The organism is Ruegeria sp. CJ9 (assembly GCF_056536625.1).
The window spans coordinates 134,571-150,404 of record NZ_JBQFPY010000003.1 but is presented as its reverse complement, the minus strand read 5'-3'; the positions used below and the strand labels follow the sequence as shown (position 1 = coordinate 150,404).

Below are 15,834 nucleotides of genomic sequence, written 5' to 3'. Positions count from 1 at the left end.
CACAACCTGTTGCCGGTTAGGCTAAGTTCAGCTTAGCCTATTCTCATGTCGTCCCGTATCCCGTCCCTCAACTGGCTGCGCGTGTTCGAGGCCGCGGCCCGCACCGAAAGCTTTGCCCGCGCGGCCACGCAGTTGAACATGTCGGCTGCAGCCGTCAGCCAGCAGGTGAAAGCGCTGGAAACGCGATTGGGCACGCCGCTGTTTCACCGCCACGCCCATGCCGTAACCTTGACCGAGGCGGGGCGGGCTTATTTGCCGTCTGTTCAACAATCGCTGCTGATGTTGGAAACCGCCACCACGGGGCTGTTCGGTGAAACGCGGGAACAGCGGTTGTTTGTGCAATCCATTCTGCTTTATGCGCACGGCATTCTGGCCGGTGGGCTGCCAGACTTTCACGCGTCGCACCCGCAGATCAGCCTGTCCTTGACCACCGGCAATCTGGTTTCAGATTTCGCCAACCAGTTCACCGATTTGCAGATCGTTTTCGGCAATCCGACACTCTATGGCGCGGACAGTGATGTGTTGTTGCATGAACGCCTGTATCCCGTAGCCCCGCCAAATATCGCCAATCAGATTCACCACCCCCAAGATCTGTTCCGTTTCCCTTTGATCGAGGTTTCGACTCACCGCGCCAGTTGGCTGCATCTGTTCGAGACCTTACGTCTGCCGACAGGTCAGGCGCGGTTTTTCTTTGCGGATAACTCCCTGATAGCGGCCGAGATATCGGCCAGCGGCGGTGGCATCGCACTGGCCCGCGCGCCCGCATCAGATCGGATCATGGAAATGTCGGGCCTTATCCCCTGCCTGCCTGACATTCAAGTGGCAGGTCACGAAACCTACCATCTGGTCTATCCATCCCGCGCAGCCCTGCGGCCACCGGCGCGTGCCTTTCGCGAATGGCTGCTGGATCACAATGCGGCGGTCCAGACCCGGTAACGCCCCTGCCCTGTCACCTCGCGGATCAGGCCGCGCCGGGCGAACCGGTCGATATTGCGCTGTACCGCTGCACGTGACGCTTTTGTCAGTTCCTCGGCCAGTGGGGCTGAAACCATGGGCCAGGCGGTCAGAACGTCGATCAACAAAGGCGGTGTCCGCCCGCTCAGCCCGCTGGTTGCCTCGCGCGCGCGTTGTTCCCAAGCGCTGACCCGATCAAGATGCATCAGCGCGGCTAAGGTTGCCTGCCCTGCCCCTCTGATCCAGGCCGAAAGCTTTTCGTCTACCTCGCCAACCCCGCGCAGCGCCCCGGGACCGGACAGCGCCAAAGGCATGAACATCGCCCCGCCCCGCCCCATCGTTGCCGCGTGGCGGGCCGCGATAATTGCGGCTTCGGTATCCTGTCCGATCCCCTGAGACAGCGCGCGCCAGGCATGGAACCCCATGGCCGCCTGCGTCACCGGATGCAAGCCTTCGGAATTGCGCATCACTTCTGCCAGATCGGCCACTGCCTCGGGGATGTCTTCGATACCTTGCGCCATGCGATCCAAAAAAGCGGTCAGGCCAATTTCCCACCCATCCGAAGACGGGCCCGGTCCGGAAGTTAAACGCCGTACCGCCCAACCGGCCCGAAACAAAGCCTGAACGTCATCACCGGTTGCACCGATCCGCAGACCGGTCCACAACGCCAGCCGGTCAACACTGATCCGGTCCCCGGTCCACCAGCCCAGATCGGATACATCCATCAGCGCCAGCCGATGCGTCCATCCATCCGGCCCGGCCCGCAACCTCTCATCCAAAGCACCGAAAATTGCCGCCAGGTCGGCAAGTTCAAAAGACAGCTCGGCCTGAGCCGTACGCCAATCGCGCGGATCGAACAGCAAACGGCGATCCACTTTCGGGCCCGGGGGCAAAAAATCCTCGACCGCCTCTTCATCCTCGGGCGGCAGAAACCACAAGTCATCGTCTTCGGGCGGGTCCACATCATAGATACTGGAAGGGCCTACCGCATCGGCGTCCTCATCCGGATCAGGCATGACGGGCTTTTTCTTCATACCCATTATATTTCGAGGATTTGCCTCGCTTCACAAGGCGTTTTTGCGCATTACGCGTTTAACCCGCAAAACTTTCAGTGAGAAAATCCAGCTGACCGCTCAGATCAGTCTGATCGTTATTCCCGATCAGCATGTAGCCATATCCGTCCCGCGCCCAGTTGGCTGTGGCCAATCCGCTCAGCACGGCCTGTTGTACGTCCTTGTTCGGCGCGCCCTCACCCTGTCGGATGACACAAAAGGCAAAGGGCCGACCTTCCGCATCGGCAAACACCACCTGAACCAACGGCTTGCCCTTAAATGACAGGACCTGCGCGCGTTTCAGCTCCATCCCCGGCAGGGTTTCAAGCTCTTCGCGGTTCAACGACCGACCCAGCTGTGCCTCAGCCTGTGCGAACTGCTCGTCTAAAGCCTGAGAGGAACTGTCCAGCGACGCAATCGTCTCTGGCACATACAACGACTGATAAATCGCTGCCTGTTGAACCCAGCCCAGCGGCTCTGGACGGGTCGCCCAAAAGGTCGCCGACGCAGCAACGACCGCGACCGAAGCCGCAACGGCAAGCAGACGCAGCCCACCACCGGCTCGCACGACCGGGGCCACCGGCTGTGGCAAATCAACCTGGGGCGTTTCCACTGGCACACGTTCGAAAACCGCCTGCACCACAGGTGCGAACGGGTCCAGCGCCATCAGGCGCTGTTCCAATGCGGGATCCGCCTCAACCGCGCTTTCGATCGCGGCGGCTTCGGCCTCATCCAGTTTGCCTTCCAGATACGCCAACAGCGTCTCGTCGGAAAACTTCATTTGCCACTCCGTCGAACGGTGTCTGCCGCCTCATGCTGCATCACAGTTTTCAGTTTCTGCCGGGCATTGGACAACCGGCTCATGATAGTTCCTATCGGCACCTCCAGCAACGCGGCAGCTTCGCGGTAGCTATAGCCCTCGACGAACACAAGCACGACCGTCTCCCGCTGCGCCTCTGGCAGCTGCATCACTTGTGTAAACACTTCAGTGGCGAAAATATTCGTTTCTGAATCGTTTCCGGGTGCAATTAAGTCTGCTTCGGGCGTCACGGACAGCGCCTGCGCCTTGCGAACCGAACGCGACCGCACCTCATTCAACCAGATCGAGCGGCAGATCGTCATCAGCCAGCTATCCAGCCGGTCATGTGACGTGACCTGGTGGTGTCGTTCCAACGCGCGCAGACATGTGGATTGTAGCAGATCGTCGGCCACGTCGGATGCGCCGGACAGTGCCAGCCCAAACCGCCAGACGCGTTTCGAATGCATCTGGATCGCGCCGCGCACGGCCTGTTCCGAACTAATCTCACCACCCATCGAATAAATCGCGACCTGTGTGTGTTTGCTTTCCACGGACCGGGCCCGCGGGGTCAGGACTGACATAACCCGAGGAGGAAAGAAATGAAACTTCTGTTGAAGGCAGTCACGATTGCGTCGGCAATTGTTGCAACCCCGGCGCTGGCGGACGGCTGGACCCTTGTCCCCGAAGGATCGCATCTGGCCTATGGGACCATCAAGAAAGACACCGTGGGCGAGGTCAATTCCTTCACCAACCTCAGCGGTCATGTCAGCCCGGACGGCAAGGCCGAGATTCAGATCGACCTGTTCTCGGTCGAGACCAATATCGACATCCGTAACGAACGCATGATCGAGTACGTGTTTCGCAAAGCAGGTACTGCGGCGCTGACGGCCACGTTTGACATGGCCGAAGTCTCAAGTCTGGGTATTGGCAAAACCACCACCGTCGATACCGAGGCCGTGTTGTCCCTGGCTGGAACGGATGTGGCCTTCGACGCCGAGATGTTTGTGGCCCGCCTTTCTGAGTCCTCGGTGATGGTGTCGACCAACGACATGGTGTTCATCAGCGCCGAAGACGCAGGCGTCAATGCTGGGGTCGAAAAACTGATGGAGCTGGCCAGCCTGCCCGGCATCACTCGCACGGTTCCGGTGACGGCCCGGCTGATCTTCAACTTGGATGGCGAACAGGCTGCGGTTGCCCCTGCTGCCCCGTCTGCCGTCGCCGCAGTGGAAGGAGACATCAAGGCGGGTAAGAAAGTGTTCCGCAAATGCAGCGCCTGCCACAAGCTCGAGCAAGACCGCCACACTGTCGGTCCGTCACTGCACGGGGTTATCGGCGCCACAGCCGGACAGGCGGACGGGTTCCGGTATTCGGCCCAATTGCAAGAGTCGGGCATTGTCTGGACCGCTGACACCCTGACCGCGTTCCTTTCTGACCCGCGCAGAACGATTCCCGGTAACAAGATGCAGTTTTCCGGCCTGAAAAGAGACGAAGATATCACCAACCTGATCGCTTATCTGCAGGCCGAAGCGCAGGGCTGATCCCGAACCCGGCGAAAACCGGGTTCCCTTTGCCCGCTCTGCCACGCTATCCCTTGTCTCAGTCACGATGAGGGAGACGCAGGGCATGAGCGAAACGGTCAAACTGTCATTGGACGAAGTCCGAGACCTCAGCCTTTCTATTTTGACCACGTCTGGTTTCGGGCCGGATCATGCCGCAGCGATCGCCGATACGCTAACCACCTGTCAAATCGACGATTGCCAATCACATGGATTGTTCCGCCTGTTCATGTGCGCCGACACGATAAATGCGGGTCAGATCGACGGGCATGCAGAGCCAGTCCTTGAACCGTCGGATAACGCAGTCGTTCGGGTTGATGCGCAGGGCGGGATGTCCCTGCTGGCGTTCGAAAAAGCGCTGCCGGTTTTGATCGAGAAAACCCGCACCCACGGCATCGCCGCCATGGCGATCAACCGGTGTTTCCATTTCTCGGCACTCTGGCCCGAGGTGGAGCGTCTGTCCGCGGTCGGTCTGGCGGCGATGGCGATGGGCCCAAGCCACGCCTGGGTCGCCCCCGCCGGTGGCACGCGCGGCAGCCTTGGCACCAACCCGCTGGCCTTCAGCTGGCCTCGCCAGAATAAAGACCCGTTTACCTTCGATTTCGCCACCAGCTCCTTTGCCCGGGGAGAGATCGAACTGTACCACCGCGCAGGCAAGCCCCTGCCCGAAGGTGTCGCCATCGACAAACACGGCAACCCGACCACCGATCCACAGGCCGCGATGGACGGTGCGATGCTGACCTTTGGCAGCTACAAGGGCTCGGCCCTGTCGATTATGATCGAACTGCTGGCCGGTCCACTAATCGATGATCTGACCAGTCTGGAAAGCATGGAATTCGCCGATGGCGCCGGCGGCGCACCTTATCACGGGGAAATCCTGCTGGCCTTCGATCCTGCGCAATTCAGCGGCGGTCGAGTCGATGAGAATGATACCCGTGCCGAGCGTTTGTTCGCCGATATCACCGATCAGGGCGCGCGTCTGCCGTCGCAACGGCGCTTTGCCGCGCGGGCCCGCAACACTGAACGCGGCTTCGTCGAAATAGCCAAAACACTGTACGACGACCTGCAGGCTTTGGCCGAACAGGCCCAGGCGCGCTAAAGCCCCTTTCCCTTGGCGATGCGGCTGGCTAAGAAGTCCCTCCAGACATATTCAGGAGGCCCCCTTGGACCGCATCGCCCGCACCATCGCCACCGAAATCAATGCCCGCCCCGAACAGGTGGGGGCCGCGGTGAAATTGCTGGACGAAGGGGCCACCGTGCCTTTTGTCGCCCGCTACCGCAAAGAGGTGACGGGTGGGCTGGACGACACCCAACTGCGCACCCTTTCTGACCGCCTGACCTATCTGCGCGAACTGGAAGCACGGCGCGAGACGATCCTGGGCTCGATCAAAGATCAGGGCAAGCTGACCGACGATCTGGTCAAATCCATCGCACAGGCCGATACCAAGGCGCAGCTGGAAGACATTTACCTGCCCTACAAACCCAAGCGCCGCACCAAGGCGATGATTGCCCGCGAGAATGGGTTGGAACCGCTGGCGGATGCCATTCTGACGGATCGGTCGGCTGACCCAGAAATTCTGGCGCAGGGATATGTCACCAAAGCAGTGGCAACCGTCAAGGACGCGCTGAACGGCGCGCGGGACATCATCACCGAACAGCTGACCGAAAACGCCGCCCTACTGGGCGAGCTGCGCAATTTCATGCAGCGCGAGGCCCTGCTGACTTCTAAGGTAATTGAAGGCAAGGAACAGGAAGGCGCCAAGTTCAGCGACTATTTCAGCCATTCGGAGCCTTGGGCAAAAGCCCCGTCGCATCGTGCGTTGGCGATGCTGCGGGCCTCGAAAGAGGGGATCGTGACACTGGATATCGCGCCCGATCCCGAAACCGGCGCCGCCCGTGCCGAAGCGATTGTCGCCGCGCACCTTCACACACGTGGAGACGGTCCCGGAGATCTGTGGCTACGTAAAGTGGCGGGTTGGACTTGGCGGGTTAAGCTGTCGCTGTCGATGATGGTCGAGCTGATGGCGGATCTGCGCGGCCGAGCGCAGGATGAAGCAATTGATGTTTTCTCGCGCAATCTCAAAGACTTACTATTTGCTGCACCGGCGGGTGCCAAGGCAACCCTGGGTCTGGACCCCGGCATTCGAACTGGCGTCAAAGCTGCGGTGGTTGATGCCACAGGTAAAGTGGTCGCGACCGATACGCTTTATCCGTTTCAACCTAAGAACGATCTACGCGGCGCGCAGGCCGCCATTCTGAACCTGATCGCTGCGCACGAAATTGAACTGATCGCCATCGGCAATGGCACCGCCAGCCGGGAAACCGAGAAACTGGTGGGTGATACGCTGAAACTGCTGCCAAAAGCTGTTTCGGCCCCGACCAAGGTTGTTGTGTCCGAGGCTGGCGCATCGGTCTATTCCGCCTCAGAACTGGCCGCGCGCGAATTCCCCGATCTTGACGTGTCGTTACGCGGTGCGGTTTCCATCGCTCGTCGGCTGCAGGACCCGCTGGCCGAACTGGTTAAGATCGAACCTAAATCTATTGGGGTCGGCCAATACCAGCATGACGTGGACCAGCACAGGCTGTCGCAATCTTTGGCCTCTGTGATCGAAGATGTGGTGAACGCGGTGGGGGTTGATTTGAACACGGCCTCGGCCCCCCTGCTCTCTCATGTCTCGGGGTTGGGGCCCGGCTTGGCCGAAGCAATTGTCATGCATCGCGACATGAATGGCGCATTTCAATCACGTAAAGAGCTGCTGAAGGTCGCCCGCCTTGGCCCGCGCGCTTATGAGCAAAGTGCAGGCTTTTTGCGCATACGCGACGGATCGGAACCTCTGGACGCATCGTCGGTTCACCCCGAGGCCTATAACGTGGCCCGCCGGGTTGTTTCGGCCTGCGGGCGCGACATCCGTCAGATCATGGGTCACGACGGAGCGCTAAAGGGGTTACGCGCAGAACAATTCGTCGACGACACCTTCGGCTTGCCGACCGTGCGCGACATCTTTGCCGAGCTGGAAAAGCCCGGTCGCGACCCTCGCCCCAGTTTTGTCACCGCCTCGTTCACCGACGGTGTCGAAGAGATCACCGACCTGAAACCGGGCATGGTGTTGGAAGGCACAGTGACAAATGTCGCCGCCTTTGGCGCTTTTGTGGATATCGGGGTGCATCAGGACGGGCTGGTCCATGTCAGTCAATTGGCCGACCGCTTCGTCAAAGACCCGCACGAGGTGGTCAAGACCGGACAGGTCGTCAAGGTCACCGTGGTCGAGGTGGATGTTCCCCGCAAGCGGATTGGCCTAACCATGCGCAAGGATGGCGGAACATCAGCTCGCGAAGATCGGGCCAGTCGAGGACCAAAAAAGAACACTGGCCTGTCAAAACCCAAAGGATCGCAACGCGCAAAATCTGATAGTAAAGCGCATAACAGCGCATTTGCGGATGCGTTGAAATCTGCGATGAAGGACCGTTGATGAAAACGGGCATTCACAGCCTTTGCCTTTGACGCCTAGGCGAAGGCGTCCGGCTCAAGCTCTTCCCAAAAATCAAAGATGGCATTGGCGTTCAGACCAGAACGCCAGCCATGGGCGCGGAAGTGTTCCCGGTCCAGATCATTGTCGAGCCCTGCCATAAACAAGCGTTTGTCTGCATCCCGCTGGGTTGGGTTTCGCCGCGAAACCAGTTCTTCAACGATAGACAGCTTTCGCGACCGCTCGGTACGCTCAGCCACTCGGGCTGCGTAAGCCTGATCTTCTAGCGCCTTCTCAACGTCCCGTACGCGCGCGGCCTCGACGGCCTCGGGGCTGGGTTCAGGCAGAGAATCGTTTTCCGGCGGTTGATAGTCGTCGCGCAAGGCGGCGGACAAATATCCAACCGTTGATTTCACATCCCCCTGCCCGCTTACATAATCCAATTTTTGCTGCACATAGTCTTCGCCATGTTCCGCAATCCACTGTCGCGCCAACCGGTCGGACACCCCTTGCTTACGGAGCGTCTTGTAAACTTGCAGATTGCGGACGCCATCGCTGTCATCGATTTCGAACATCGCCTTCTGTGGATTGCCTTTGATCAGAAACCGGATATCAGTAACCGTGCGGCCCTTTTTTTGAAACTGTGGCTCTATCAGTATGTCCGAACTTTTGTTCACCTCAGCCACGGCGGGTTTGATGATCTTGGCGTTGAGGTGTTTGAAGCTGCCGTAATAGTCGCTGCCGTCTACCCCCATGAGTTTGCGGAACACGTCCAGCGCCCACCAGCCCGTAGAACCGGTTCTGACGAACCTATAACAATTCTCATACAGCGCCAGGCCATGCCCAGAGCTAAAGTTCCTTTGGATCTGCACATTGATCAGGGCATAGATTTTCGGATCATAGAGCTTTTGGGCCAGCGCCGGGGAGTAGGCGTATTCACAGACCCCGTTCTTCAGCTTGGCGAAGCTGAGCAATGAGGACACGCCCCATTCTTGTCTGCCCTGCTCATCCAACATGTCCCACTCCGCGACGGTCTCGGCCAGCGCTCGCAAACTCGCCCGCAGCGTATCGAAGTCGTTTGAATTATAGCCGACCATCATCGCAAGCGTCCGCGCGTCGATAGTATGTGTCTGCGCCGAGGTTAGTGCGTCATACGCGTTCAACAACAGGACATTCGAGAGCTTACGTTGCAAAAGCGTAAGCTTGCCGCTGATGTGAATCGCGGCGACGTTTTTCTTGACCGTCTCCCGGCGCAATGCACCAGAGAGCTGATCCATATCCAATTGTGTATCCGGCATGATTCTGCCTGGCTGCTCGTTTTGGTATTTCTTGCACAAAAAGTACCCATGGATCAATTCTATTTGGGTACCCAAATACAGGAAAGAGGGAATCCTGTATCTGGGTACCTGACCTGAAAATCTTCGCAGTTATCCACAGAACCGGATCGAGGGTCGCCCAATTTGAGGGTTTTACATGTACTGCGACCCGGCGAAAAACAAAAATTTAGGGTCTAATCTGGTCGAAGTTTCAGTGTCCTGCGAATCGGCCCCCTTCTTCCTGAAACTCGGCACTCAGCAACCTGTAGACGGGTACCTTTGATACCGGAATCTGGTCCCTTTCATACCGTAAACAGGTTCTAAAGTGAGTTTAATTCTTTGGTTTTAAACACTATTTTTCTTGTAAAGTCTCTAAAACATCTAAAATAAATAAACTCTTTGTTAGCTTTGGTGTTGCCTATTTTACTGGTTTCGTGACGAAACCCACTCAGAGGGGCTTATTCTGTGGAAAACTCTCACTCTGAGGATAGCGTCATTAGAAAATGTTCGCTATGTTGGGCAATATACGCCGCTAAGGCGAACATTACCCGAGGCATCGACAGTGAATAAATCTAACCAACCTCCTCTGCCGCCCTATTTGAATCTGGATCCAGAGCTAGCAGCGCAAAAGTTGCCTGATCCTATCGGAACTTCTCGATTCGCCAAAGCGGCTACATTCTGCGCAAAAGGGCGCGAAGACCTGGCGCGACGTGGGTATGCTCCGGACGGGGAAAAAAGACTGCGTAGATTTTCCATCTGGGAGATCACCAAATACCTGATCCCGGTTGCACCTGCGCATCTGCGACGTGTGCTCAAAGCCAATCCCGAATTGCCGCAGGGTGAAGGCGAGGCTGGCTCCAAGTGGTTTTCGCTGGAGGAAGTACTGACCCTCCGACAACACTTTGCAGCCGAGGGTGTGAGCACCAAGGAATATCTGCCGTACCGACCAGATGGCCTTCCTGCAAAGGTGGTTGCTGTGGCCAATTTCAAAGGGGGTGTAGGTAAGACATCTACTGCCGCGCATCTGGCAATGTCAGCTGCGCTGGACGGATATAAAGTATTGGTTATAGATCTGGACAGCCAGGGATCGATGACCTCAATTCTAGGTGGGAGTGTTGCAGATGAATGGCAAACGGTTTTTCCACTTATAGCCAAAGATTACGCGCGTGCCGTACAAGAGGAAAACCGGGTCCGCAATGCGGCTGGGCAGCCTGAAATCCCCCTGGATGAAACGCTGCAAGAAGCGCTCAATACCCTGCCCCGCGATGTTATTCAGAAAACGCATTGGCCCAATATCGACCTGATTGGCGCCCAGTTGAACCTGTATTGGGCCGAGTTTCAGATACCCGTTTGGCGCATGGGTTTGCGCAGTTGGCCGCTTTGGGATGGTTTGACCAACTTTCTGCAGGATGAAGGAGTGTTGAACGACTACGACATTGTTTTCCTCGATACGCCTCCTGCACTTGGGTACCTAACGATCAACGCGCTGGCTGCAGCTGATATTTTGCTTGTGCCGTTGGGGGCCTCGTTTCTTGAATTTGATTCAACGGGCCGGTTCTTTGACATGCTCTACACGACTTTTGCCAGCATCGAGGACGGTGAGAACGCGGCGCAAAGGGCGGCTGGTTTACCCGAGCTCAAGTTTGAATGGGACGTGGTCAGGGCCATAATCACTCGGTTTGATGCCAGCCAGCAAACCGATATGGCAAATGTGATTCAGGCCTATTTCGGGGACTTCATGAATGCATACCGTCAGGACTATACCGCTCTGGTTGGCCAGGCGGGTGAGCAGGTCAACGGTATCTACGAAGCGGATTACAGGGACTTCAATCGCGATACGTATGTACGAGGTCGGGAAACATTCGACCGGACCTATGCCGAATTCAAGCAGGTCTTGATCGGCTGCTGGTGGCGCGACGCTCAGATGGAAGGAAACGCAGATGGCTAAACGCAGAAGACTGACCGCTCCGGACACGTCAGAATTGGAACAGCTTGAGGCTGGTTTCGCGGCGAAACCGTCGATCAGCCCGTTTGAAACCAAGTCATCGACGCCTCCGATTGCACAGGTCGCGGCTGAGGCTGCAACGCTCAACGGCATGGCAGCGGTGACCGATCGCCTTGCTCTGGCGCAGGATCAAGGTGATGCAGCTCGATGGCGCGATGCGCAGGATGCCGGACTGGTGGCGGAAATGCTATCGCTGGATCAGATTGATGCCGATTTCATTCGTCGCGACCGGATGGTTGAAGATGAAGAAGCCATGGCAGAACTTTTGGAGTCCTTGCGCGTTCACGGGTTGCGCACACCAATTGAGGTCACGCGTGACGGCGAAGGTTACGGGTTGATTTCTGGCTTCCGACGATTGAATGCCTTCCGGCGCCTGGCCGAGACCGATCCGCGGTTTTCTGAAATCCCAGCCTTTGTCCGAGAGGCTGGTTCGGGGCAGGGCGCCTATGTCTCAATGGTCGAGGAAAACGAACTTAGGGCAAATCTCAGCCCTTATGAACGTGGACGCATTGCGGTTTTAGCCGCGGGACAGGGGGTATTTGCATCGACCGAAGCCGCTGTTGACGTTTTGTTTGCTGCTGCGTCCAAGGCAAAACGATCCAAGGTTCGTAGTTTTGCGGTGGTACACGAAGCACTTGGTGACTTGTTGCAGCACCCGGTCGCCCTGTCCGAAAAAGCAGGACTGAAACTAGCGGCCGCATTGCGGGAGGGGGCACAACCCCAATTGCGTCAGGCTTTGGCCGAGGTGGGCGAGCTGGACCAAAAATCGGAATGGGCGTTGCTGGAAGCCGCCCTAAAGACGTCACCTGCCCCTGTGAAAGACAAGGCGAGGGGAGGGCGTCCGCAACAGGTTCAGCGCCTGGTTCCGGTGGCGTTGACCGGAGGCAGCGACATTCTGGCCGAAGTGTCCGCAGGCGAATTACGCCTTCGTATTCGTGGAATGGATATCCCTGCCGAAGACGCGCAGAACATCGTTGAACGGTTGGCCGATTACCTGCGTGAGTTTCGCGGCAAAACATAAAGCGGGAAGGTGAGATAGGACCGCAAAATCAGACCCGCTATGTGGTGCGCAAAATGACATATTTTTGCGCACCAATTGGGTCGACCGTTTGACACCATAGGACGCTGGGATTCCACGTAATGTGCCAACGGTTATGAGGATCATGCCGTACCTGTATGAAACGGGAACTTGGTTTTCAGGACGTCAAATGGGACGGGTTCGGAATGGCTGACCGCCGTTCGATCAGCTGACCGTCAAGCCGTTCGGCACTGGGTCTTTCTTGATCCGAAATCCAGCGTGCGAGGGCAACGGCGGCTTTCTCGCCCATTTGAGACACCGGCAAATGCACTGTGGTGATGGCAGGCACTGCGACAGCAGAACTGGGCAGATCGTCGACCCCAACCAGAGAGATATCGTCGGGCACGCGGACATCCTCGGCCTGAAGACCGAACAAAACCCCCAAGGCAACGACATCTGACAGGCACAAAATGGCGTCCGGTTTTTGAGCCTGTCCGCAGATGAGTTTGGCACTTTCCGCGCCGCCACGATGGCTGATCTGGGTCTCGTAGCAGGTTAGCTTTCCGTCCCAGGGCAGGTCCTGCAGCCCGGAAAGTCGTGCGCGTGTTCGGTCATTATCATGCACCGGGCCGTGTACGACAGCTATGTGGCGATGCCCAAGGTCGGCAAGATGCTGAAGGGCAAGCTGAGCCACCGCTTCGTTGTCATACCCGATGGTCGGCAGAGGGTTTGTTGCGTCATAAAAGGATGTGATGATCGTCGGCAGCATCGTCCGATCGATCAAGTCGTGCAGTGCGTCGCTGTGGGTGGCACCTGTGATAATCAGACCTTCGGCTCCGATATCAACAAGGCTTTGCGCTTTCTCGGCTTCGATTTCGAGGTCCGAGTTCGTTGTCGCAACGACAAGGGACAATTGGTGTTCGGACAGCTCACGCTCTAGCGCGGCAAGGAACCGGGCAAAGATCGCGTTGTCCAGCGTTGGCACCAAAGCTCCGACAAATCGGGTGCGGCCGGAATTGATCGCCCGTGCGGCGGCGCTGGGTACGAATTTCAACGCGTCAATGGCAGCCTGGACTTTCTCAAGCGTGTCTTTCTTCACCACGCCTGGTTCATTGAGAACCCGAGACACCGTTGCGACCGATACACCCGCCGCTTTGGCCACGTCTCTGAGATTTGCGCGTTTTTTGGGTTCAGGGCTTCTTGGCTTCACCGTTTTCTGGGTCCGTTTCTGCGGTCGTATAAGAAAGTGTTGACATATGTAACTAGTTTCAGCAACCTCTGTAACTAGTTACATTTTGGCTATCTGGCTGCACCATGCACGGATCTTCAGTCTTACATACGTTCGCGAATACGGGGTTTAACGGCCTTGGCCGGCGGTTTCCGGGCTTTCCGAAAATCTCAGATGCGCGTACGCATATCCTGGCCCCGCGCGAGGCGTTGCAACTGAAAATGTCCGCTGGGGATTTGCTGTCGATAGAAGGGGTTGGCCCGGCGCAACCTCTGGATTTGACGGCATTTGACGAGGTTGGGCAACCAATGTTGGCAACCTTGGGGCTTACTGCAAACGGACAGATCGCAGCGGGCGACTTTGATAGTGCCCGATTTTCAGGATGGATTGCTGCGCAAGGCGGGGGGGAACCGGTTCCCGGACACAGGTTGGATCAAGTGACCGATCCGGTGATTCTGCGCGCCGACACGTCCGTTACGGTCTGGGTGATCCGTCCCATTGAGCGTTCGGGGTTGATCGAAGGTGCAGGGGCCGGATGCGTTACGGTTCAACACAAATCATCCGCTGCGCAAGACCCGCACCTGCCACCTTTGCTGGGTGATACACGGGATGAATTCACCGTACCGCGGGGCAGGGCAGTTGCCTATGAACTGAAGGCAGGAGAATTTGTTCAGATCATCGACGTCGAAGGCCAGCAGTGTTCAGATTTCATGGCGCTGCGCGCTGATGGGTTGGATTGTGGTGACGAATGGATGATCGACTCGACCGCCACCCGCTCGATGGTGCGTCGTGCATTCCCGGGGCCCGGGTTGCTGGACAAATTTTTTGATCGCGAGATGCGTCCGCTGTTGAATGTCATACAGGATACCTGCGGGCGGCATGACACTTTCGGTCTGGCTTGCACCGCACGCGGGTATGAGGAGCGGGGGTTTCCCGGTCATCTGAATTGTTCCGACAACATGTCGAATGCCTTGGCCCCGTATGGCGTCGCACGGCGTGCGGCCTGGCCGGCCATCAATTTCTTTTGGAACACATGGATCGACCCGGCGACCCATCACATCCAGACCGAAGAATCCCATTCTCGTCCTGGGGACTATGTCGCGATGCGCGCGATCGAGGATCTGGTCTGTGTCTCGACCGCCTGCCCGGATGACATTGATCCGATTAATGGTTGGAATCCGACAGATGTGCATGTGCGCATCTATCGCCCCGAAACACCGATCCGCCGCGCGGTGGCCTATCGCGAAAAGGAAGATGCCCCGATGTCGATCAGTCAGGAATCCGCGTTTCACGACCGGCTCGCTCCGCTGACCCAGCATTTCGCGCCGGCGCGCGATCTGTGGGCGCCGGTCAGCTATCCCGCCCACGGCACGCTGGGAGAATATTGGGCCTGCCGTCAGGCGGTGACGGTTCAGGATATGAGCGGGCTGCGCAAATTCGACATTATCGGCCCGGATGCCGAGGCGTTGTTGCAGCTGGCGACCACGCGAAACGTGGCCAAGTTGCCGGTGTGGCGTGGGTCTTACACTTTGATGTGTGACGAAAGCGGGGCCGTTATTGATGACGGCACCTTGTTCCGCCTTGCGCCCGAGATTTTTCGCTGGTGCTGTGGCTCGGAAGAAAGCGGGCGCGTGTTGCAGACGCTGGCGGATGAACGCGGTTTGCAGGTGCGCGTGCATGCATTGCGCGGTGCGATGCCGAACCTGGCAATCCAGGGTCCGAAATCGCGCGACCTGTTGCGCAAGATCGCCTTTACGCAACCTCATGTGCCCGGGCTGGATCACCTGAAATGGTTTGGCGTCACCGTCGCCCGTCTGCGCGATCGCGAGGGCGCGCCATTCATGCTGTCGCGCTCAGGCTATACCGGAGAACTGGGGTATGAGGTCTTCTGCTCTAAATCCGATGCAGTCGCAATCTGGGACGCGGTGATGGAAGCGGGTGAGGAATTCGGGATCACGCCAATGGGTTCGGCCGCGCTGGACGTTATCCGGATCGAGGCCGGTCTGGCCGCCGCCAACGCCGAATTCGAGCCGGGTGTCGATGCGTTCGAAGCGGGGTTGGGTTTTGCCGTCGACCTGACCAAATCCGACTTTACCGGCAAGGCTGCGCTGGAACGTAATGCGCGCGAACCGCGCCGGGTACTCAAGGGGTTGCTGATTGGCTGCGATGATGTACCCGCCCACGGTACCCCTGTCTTTGCAGGTGAGCGGCAGGTGGGTGTGGTCACTTCGGCCACCCGCTCACCGATGTTGGAACACGCCATCGCGATGGCGCGGCTGTCGGTCGAACACGCAGAAAATGGCACCGAACTTGAGATCGGACAGCTTGATGGGCGGATGAAGCGCCTGTGCGCCGCCGTCTCGGACATTCCATTCATAGACCCGCAACGCAAGCGGGCGCGCGCTTGATGGCGCATGCAACTCAACGCAACGGGAGAAG

12 protein-coding genes are annotated in these 15,834 nt (G+C 58.0%); 7 read left to right on the top strand and 5 right to left on the bottom strand.

Translation table 11 applies throughout. The features are described 5' to 3' along the window. Nucleotides 1-45 precede the first annotated feature (45 nt). Nucleotides 46-936: a LysR family transcriptional regulator gene (locus ACR0AJ_RS08805; RefSeq protein ID WP_480647348.1), complete on the top strand. Its 891-nt coding sequence runs from the start codon at nucleotides 46-48 to the stop codon at nucleotides 934-936. On the opposite strand, the gene ACR0AJ_RS08800 is transcribed toward ACR0AJ_RS08805, so the two are convergent. The 3 genes from ACR0AJ_RS08800 to ACR0AJ_RS08790 are packed head-to-tail and all read right to left on the bottom strand — an operon-like array spanning nucleotide 909 to nucleotide 3,356. Beyond that, nucleotides 909-1,988: a helix-turn-helix domain-containing protein gene (locus tag ACR0AJ_RS08800; RefSeq protein ID WP_480740721.1), complete on the bottom strand. Its 1,080-nt coding sequence runs from the start codon at nucleotides 1,986-1,988 to the stop codon at nucleotides 909-911. The two genes, ACR0AJ_RS08805 and ACR0AJ_RS08800, sit on opposite strands and share 28 nt — an antisense overlap. 58 nt (nucleotides 1,989-2,046) lie before the next feature. Next, on the bottom strand, nucleotides 2,047-2,787 hold the full coding sequence (locus tag ACR0AJ_RS08795; RefSeq protein WP_226689424.1) for a hypothetical protein: 741 nt from the start codon (nucleotides 2,785-2,787) through the stop codon (nucleotides 2,047-2,049). Next, nucleotides 2,784-3,356, bottom strand: coding sequence for an RNA polymerase sigma factor (locus ACR0AJ_RS08790; protein WP_480647344.1), 573 nt, complete (start codon nucleotides 3,354-3,356; stop codon nucleotides 2,784-2,786). Before ACR0AJ_RS08790 ends, ACR0AJ_RS08795 begins: the two co-directional genes overlap by 4 nt. Before the next feature lie 48 nt (nucleotides 3,357-3,404). On the opposite strand from ACR0AJ_RS08790, the gene ACR0AJ_RS08785 reads away from it, so the two are divergent. The 3 genes from ACR0AJ_RS08785 to ACR0AJ_RS08775 all read left to right on the top strand — a co-directional run bounded on the left by ACR0AJ_RS08785 (nucleotide 3,405) and on the right by ACR0AJ_RS08775 (nucleotide 7,831). Next, nucleotides 3,405-4,343: a c-type cytochrome gene (locus ACR0AJ_RS08785; RefSeq protein ID WP_480740633.1), complete on the top strand. Its 939-nt coding sequence runs from the start codon at nucleotides 3,405-3,407 to the stop codon at nucleotides 4,341-4,343. Between the two features lie 85 nt (nucleotides 4,344-4,428). Beyond that, nucleotides 4,429-5,460: an Ldh family oxidoreductase gene (locus ACR0AJ_RS08780; RefSeq protein WP_480740631.1), complete on the top strand. Its 1,032-nt coding sequence runs from the start codon at nucleotides 4,429-4,431 to the stop codon at nucleotides 5,458-5,460. Between the two features lie 64 nt (nucleotides 5,461-5,524). Further along, nucleotides 5,525-7,831 carry a Tex family protein gene (locus ACR0AJ_RS08775; RefSeq protein ID WP_480740630.1) on the top strand — a complete coding sequence of 769 codons (2,307 nt, stop codon included), beginning with the start codon at nucleotides 5,525-5,527 and terminating at the stop codon, nucleotides 7,829-7,831. 35 nt (nucleotides 7,832-7,866) lie between these two features. Here the strand turns inward: ACR0AJ_RS08775 and ACR0AJ_RS08770 are convergent, their stop codons facing one another. Further along, the gene (locus tag ACR0AJ_RS08770) at nucleotides 7,867-9,126 is read right to left on the bottom strand and encodes a replication initiation protein (RefSeq protein ID WP_170349971.1); all 1,260 of its coding nucleotides are present in this window, start codon (nucleotides 9,124-9,126) and stop codon (nucleotides 7,867-7,869) included. 580 nt (nucleotides 9,127-9,706) lie between these two features. Here ACR0AJ_RS08770 and ACR0AJ_RS08765 point away from each other — a divergent pair. After that, nucleotides 9,707-11,092 (top strand): AAA family ATPase, encoded by a 1,386-nt coding sequence (locus tag ACR0AJ_RS08765; protein WP_170349970.1) that lies wholly within the window; start codon nucleotides 9,707-9,709, stop codon nucleotides 11,090-11,092. Continuing rightward, nucleotides 11,085-12,170 (top strand): ParB/RepB/Spo0J family partition protein, encoded by a 1,086-nt coding sequence (locus ACR0AJ_RS08760; protein WP_480740629.1) that lies wholly within the window; start codon nucleotides 11,085-11,087, stop codon nucleotides 12,168-12,170. Before ACR0AJ_RS08765 ends, ACR0AJ_RS08760 begins: the two co-directional genes overlap by 8 nt. Before the next feature lie 175 nt (nucleotides 12,171-12,345). Here the strand turns inward: ACR0AJ_RS08760 and ACR0AJ_RS08755 are convergent, their stop codons facing one another. Continuing rightward, complete coding sequence (locus ACR0AJ_RS08755) at nucleotides 12,346-13,329, bottom strand: LacI family DNA-binding transcriptional regulator (protein ID WP_170349968.1); 984 nt, start codon at nucleotides 13,327-13,329, stop codon at nucleotides 12,346-12,348. Between the two features lie 152 nt (nucleotides 13,330-13,481). Here ACR0AJ_RS08755 and ACR0AJ_RS08750 point away from each other — a divergent pair, with 152 nt between their 5' ends. Further along, entirely contained in the window at nucleotides 13,482-15,803 is a 2,322-nt protein-coding gene (locus ACR0AJ_RS08750; protein ID WP_480740627.1) for a DUF1989 domain-containing protein, read from the top strand. The last annotated feature ends 31 nt before the right edge of the window (nucleotides 15,804-15,834 follow it).

Bases quoted from the DNA above. Each gene is read 5' to 3' on its own strand.
- ACR0AJ_RS08770 (WP_170349971.1), bottom strand. From the start codon at position 9,126: ATGCCGGATACACAATTGGATATGGATCAGCTCTCTGGTGCATTGCGC.
- ACR0AJ_RS08805 (WP_480647348.1), top strand. From the start codon at position 46: ATGTCGTCCCGTATCCCGTCCCTCAACTGGCTGCGCGTGTTCGAGGCC.
- ACR0AJ_RS08800 (WP_480740721.1), bottom strand. From the start codon at position 1,988: ATGAAGAAAAAGCCCGTCATGCCTGATCCGGATGAGGACGCCGATGCG.
- ACR0AJ_RS08785 (WP_480740633.1), top strand. From the start codon at position 3,405: ATGAAACTTCTGTTGAAGGCAGTCACGATTGCGTCGGCAATTGTTGCA.
- ACR0AJ_RS08750 (WP_480740627.1), top strand. From the start codon at position 13,482: ATGCACGGATCTTCAGTCTTACATACGTTCGCGAATACGGGGTTTAAC.
- ACR0AJ_RS08780 (WP_480740631.1), top strand. From the start codon at position 4,429: ATGAGCGAAACGGTCAAACTGTCATTGGACGAAGTCCGAGACCTCAGC.
- ACR0AJ_RS08795 (WP_226689424.1), bottom strand. From the start codon at position 2,787: ATGAAGTTTTCCGACGAGACGCTGTTGGCGTATCTGGAAGGCAAACTG.
- ACR0AJ_RS08760 (WP_480740629.1), top strand. From the start codon at position 11,085: ATGGCTAAACGCAGAAGACTGACCGCTCCGGACACGTCAGAATTGGAA.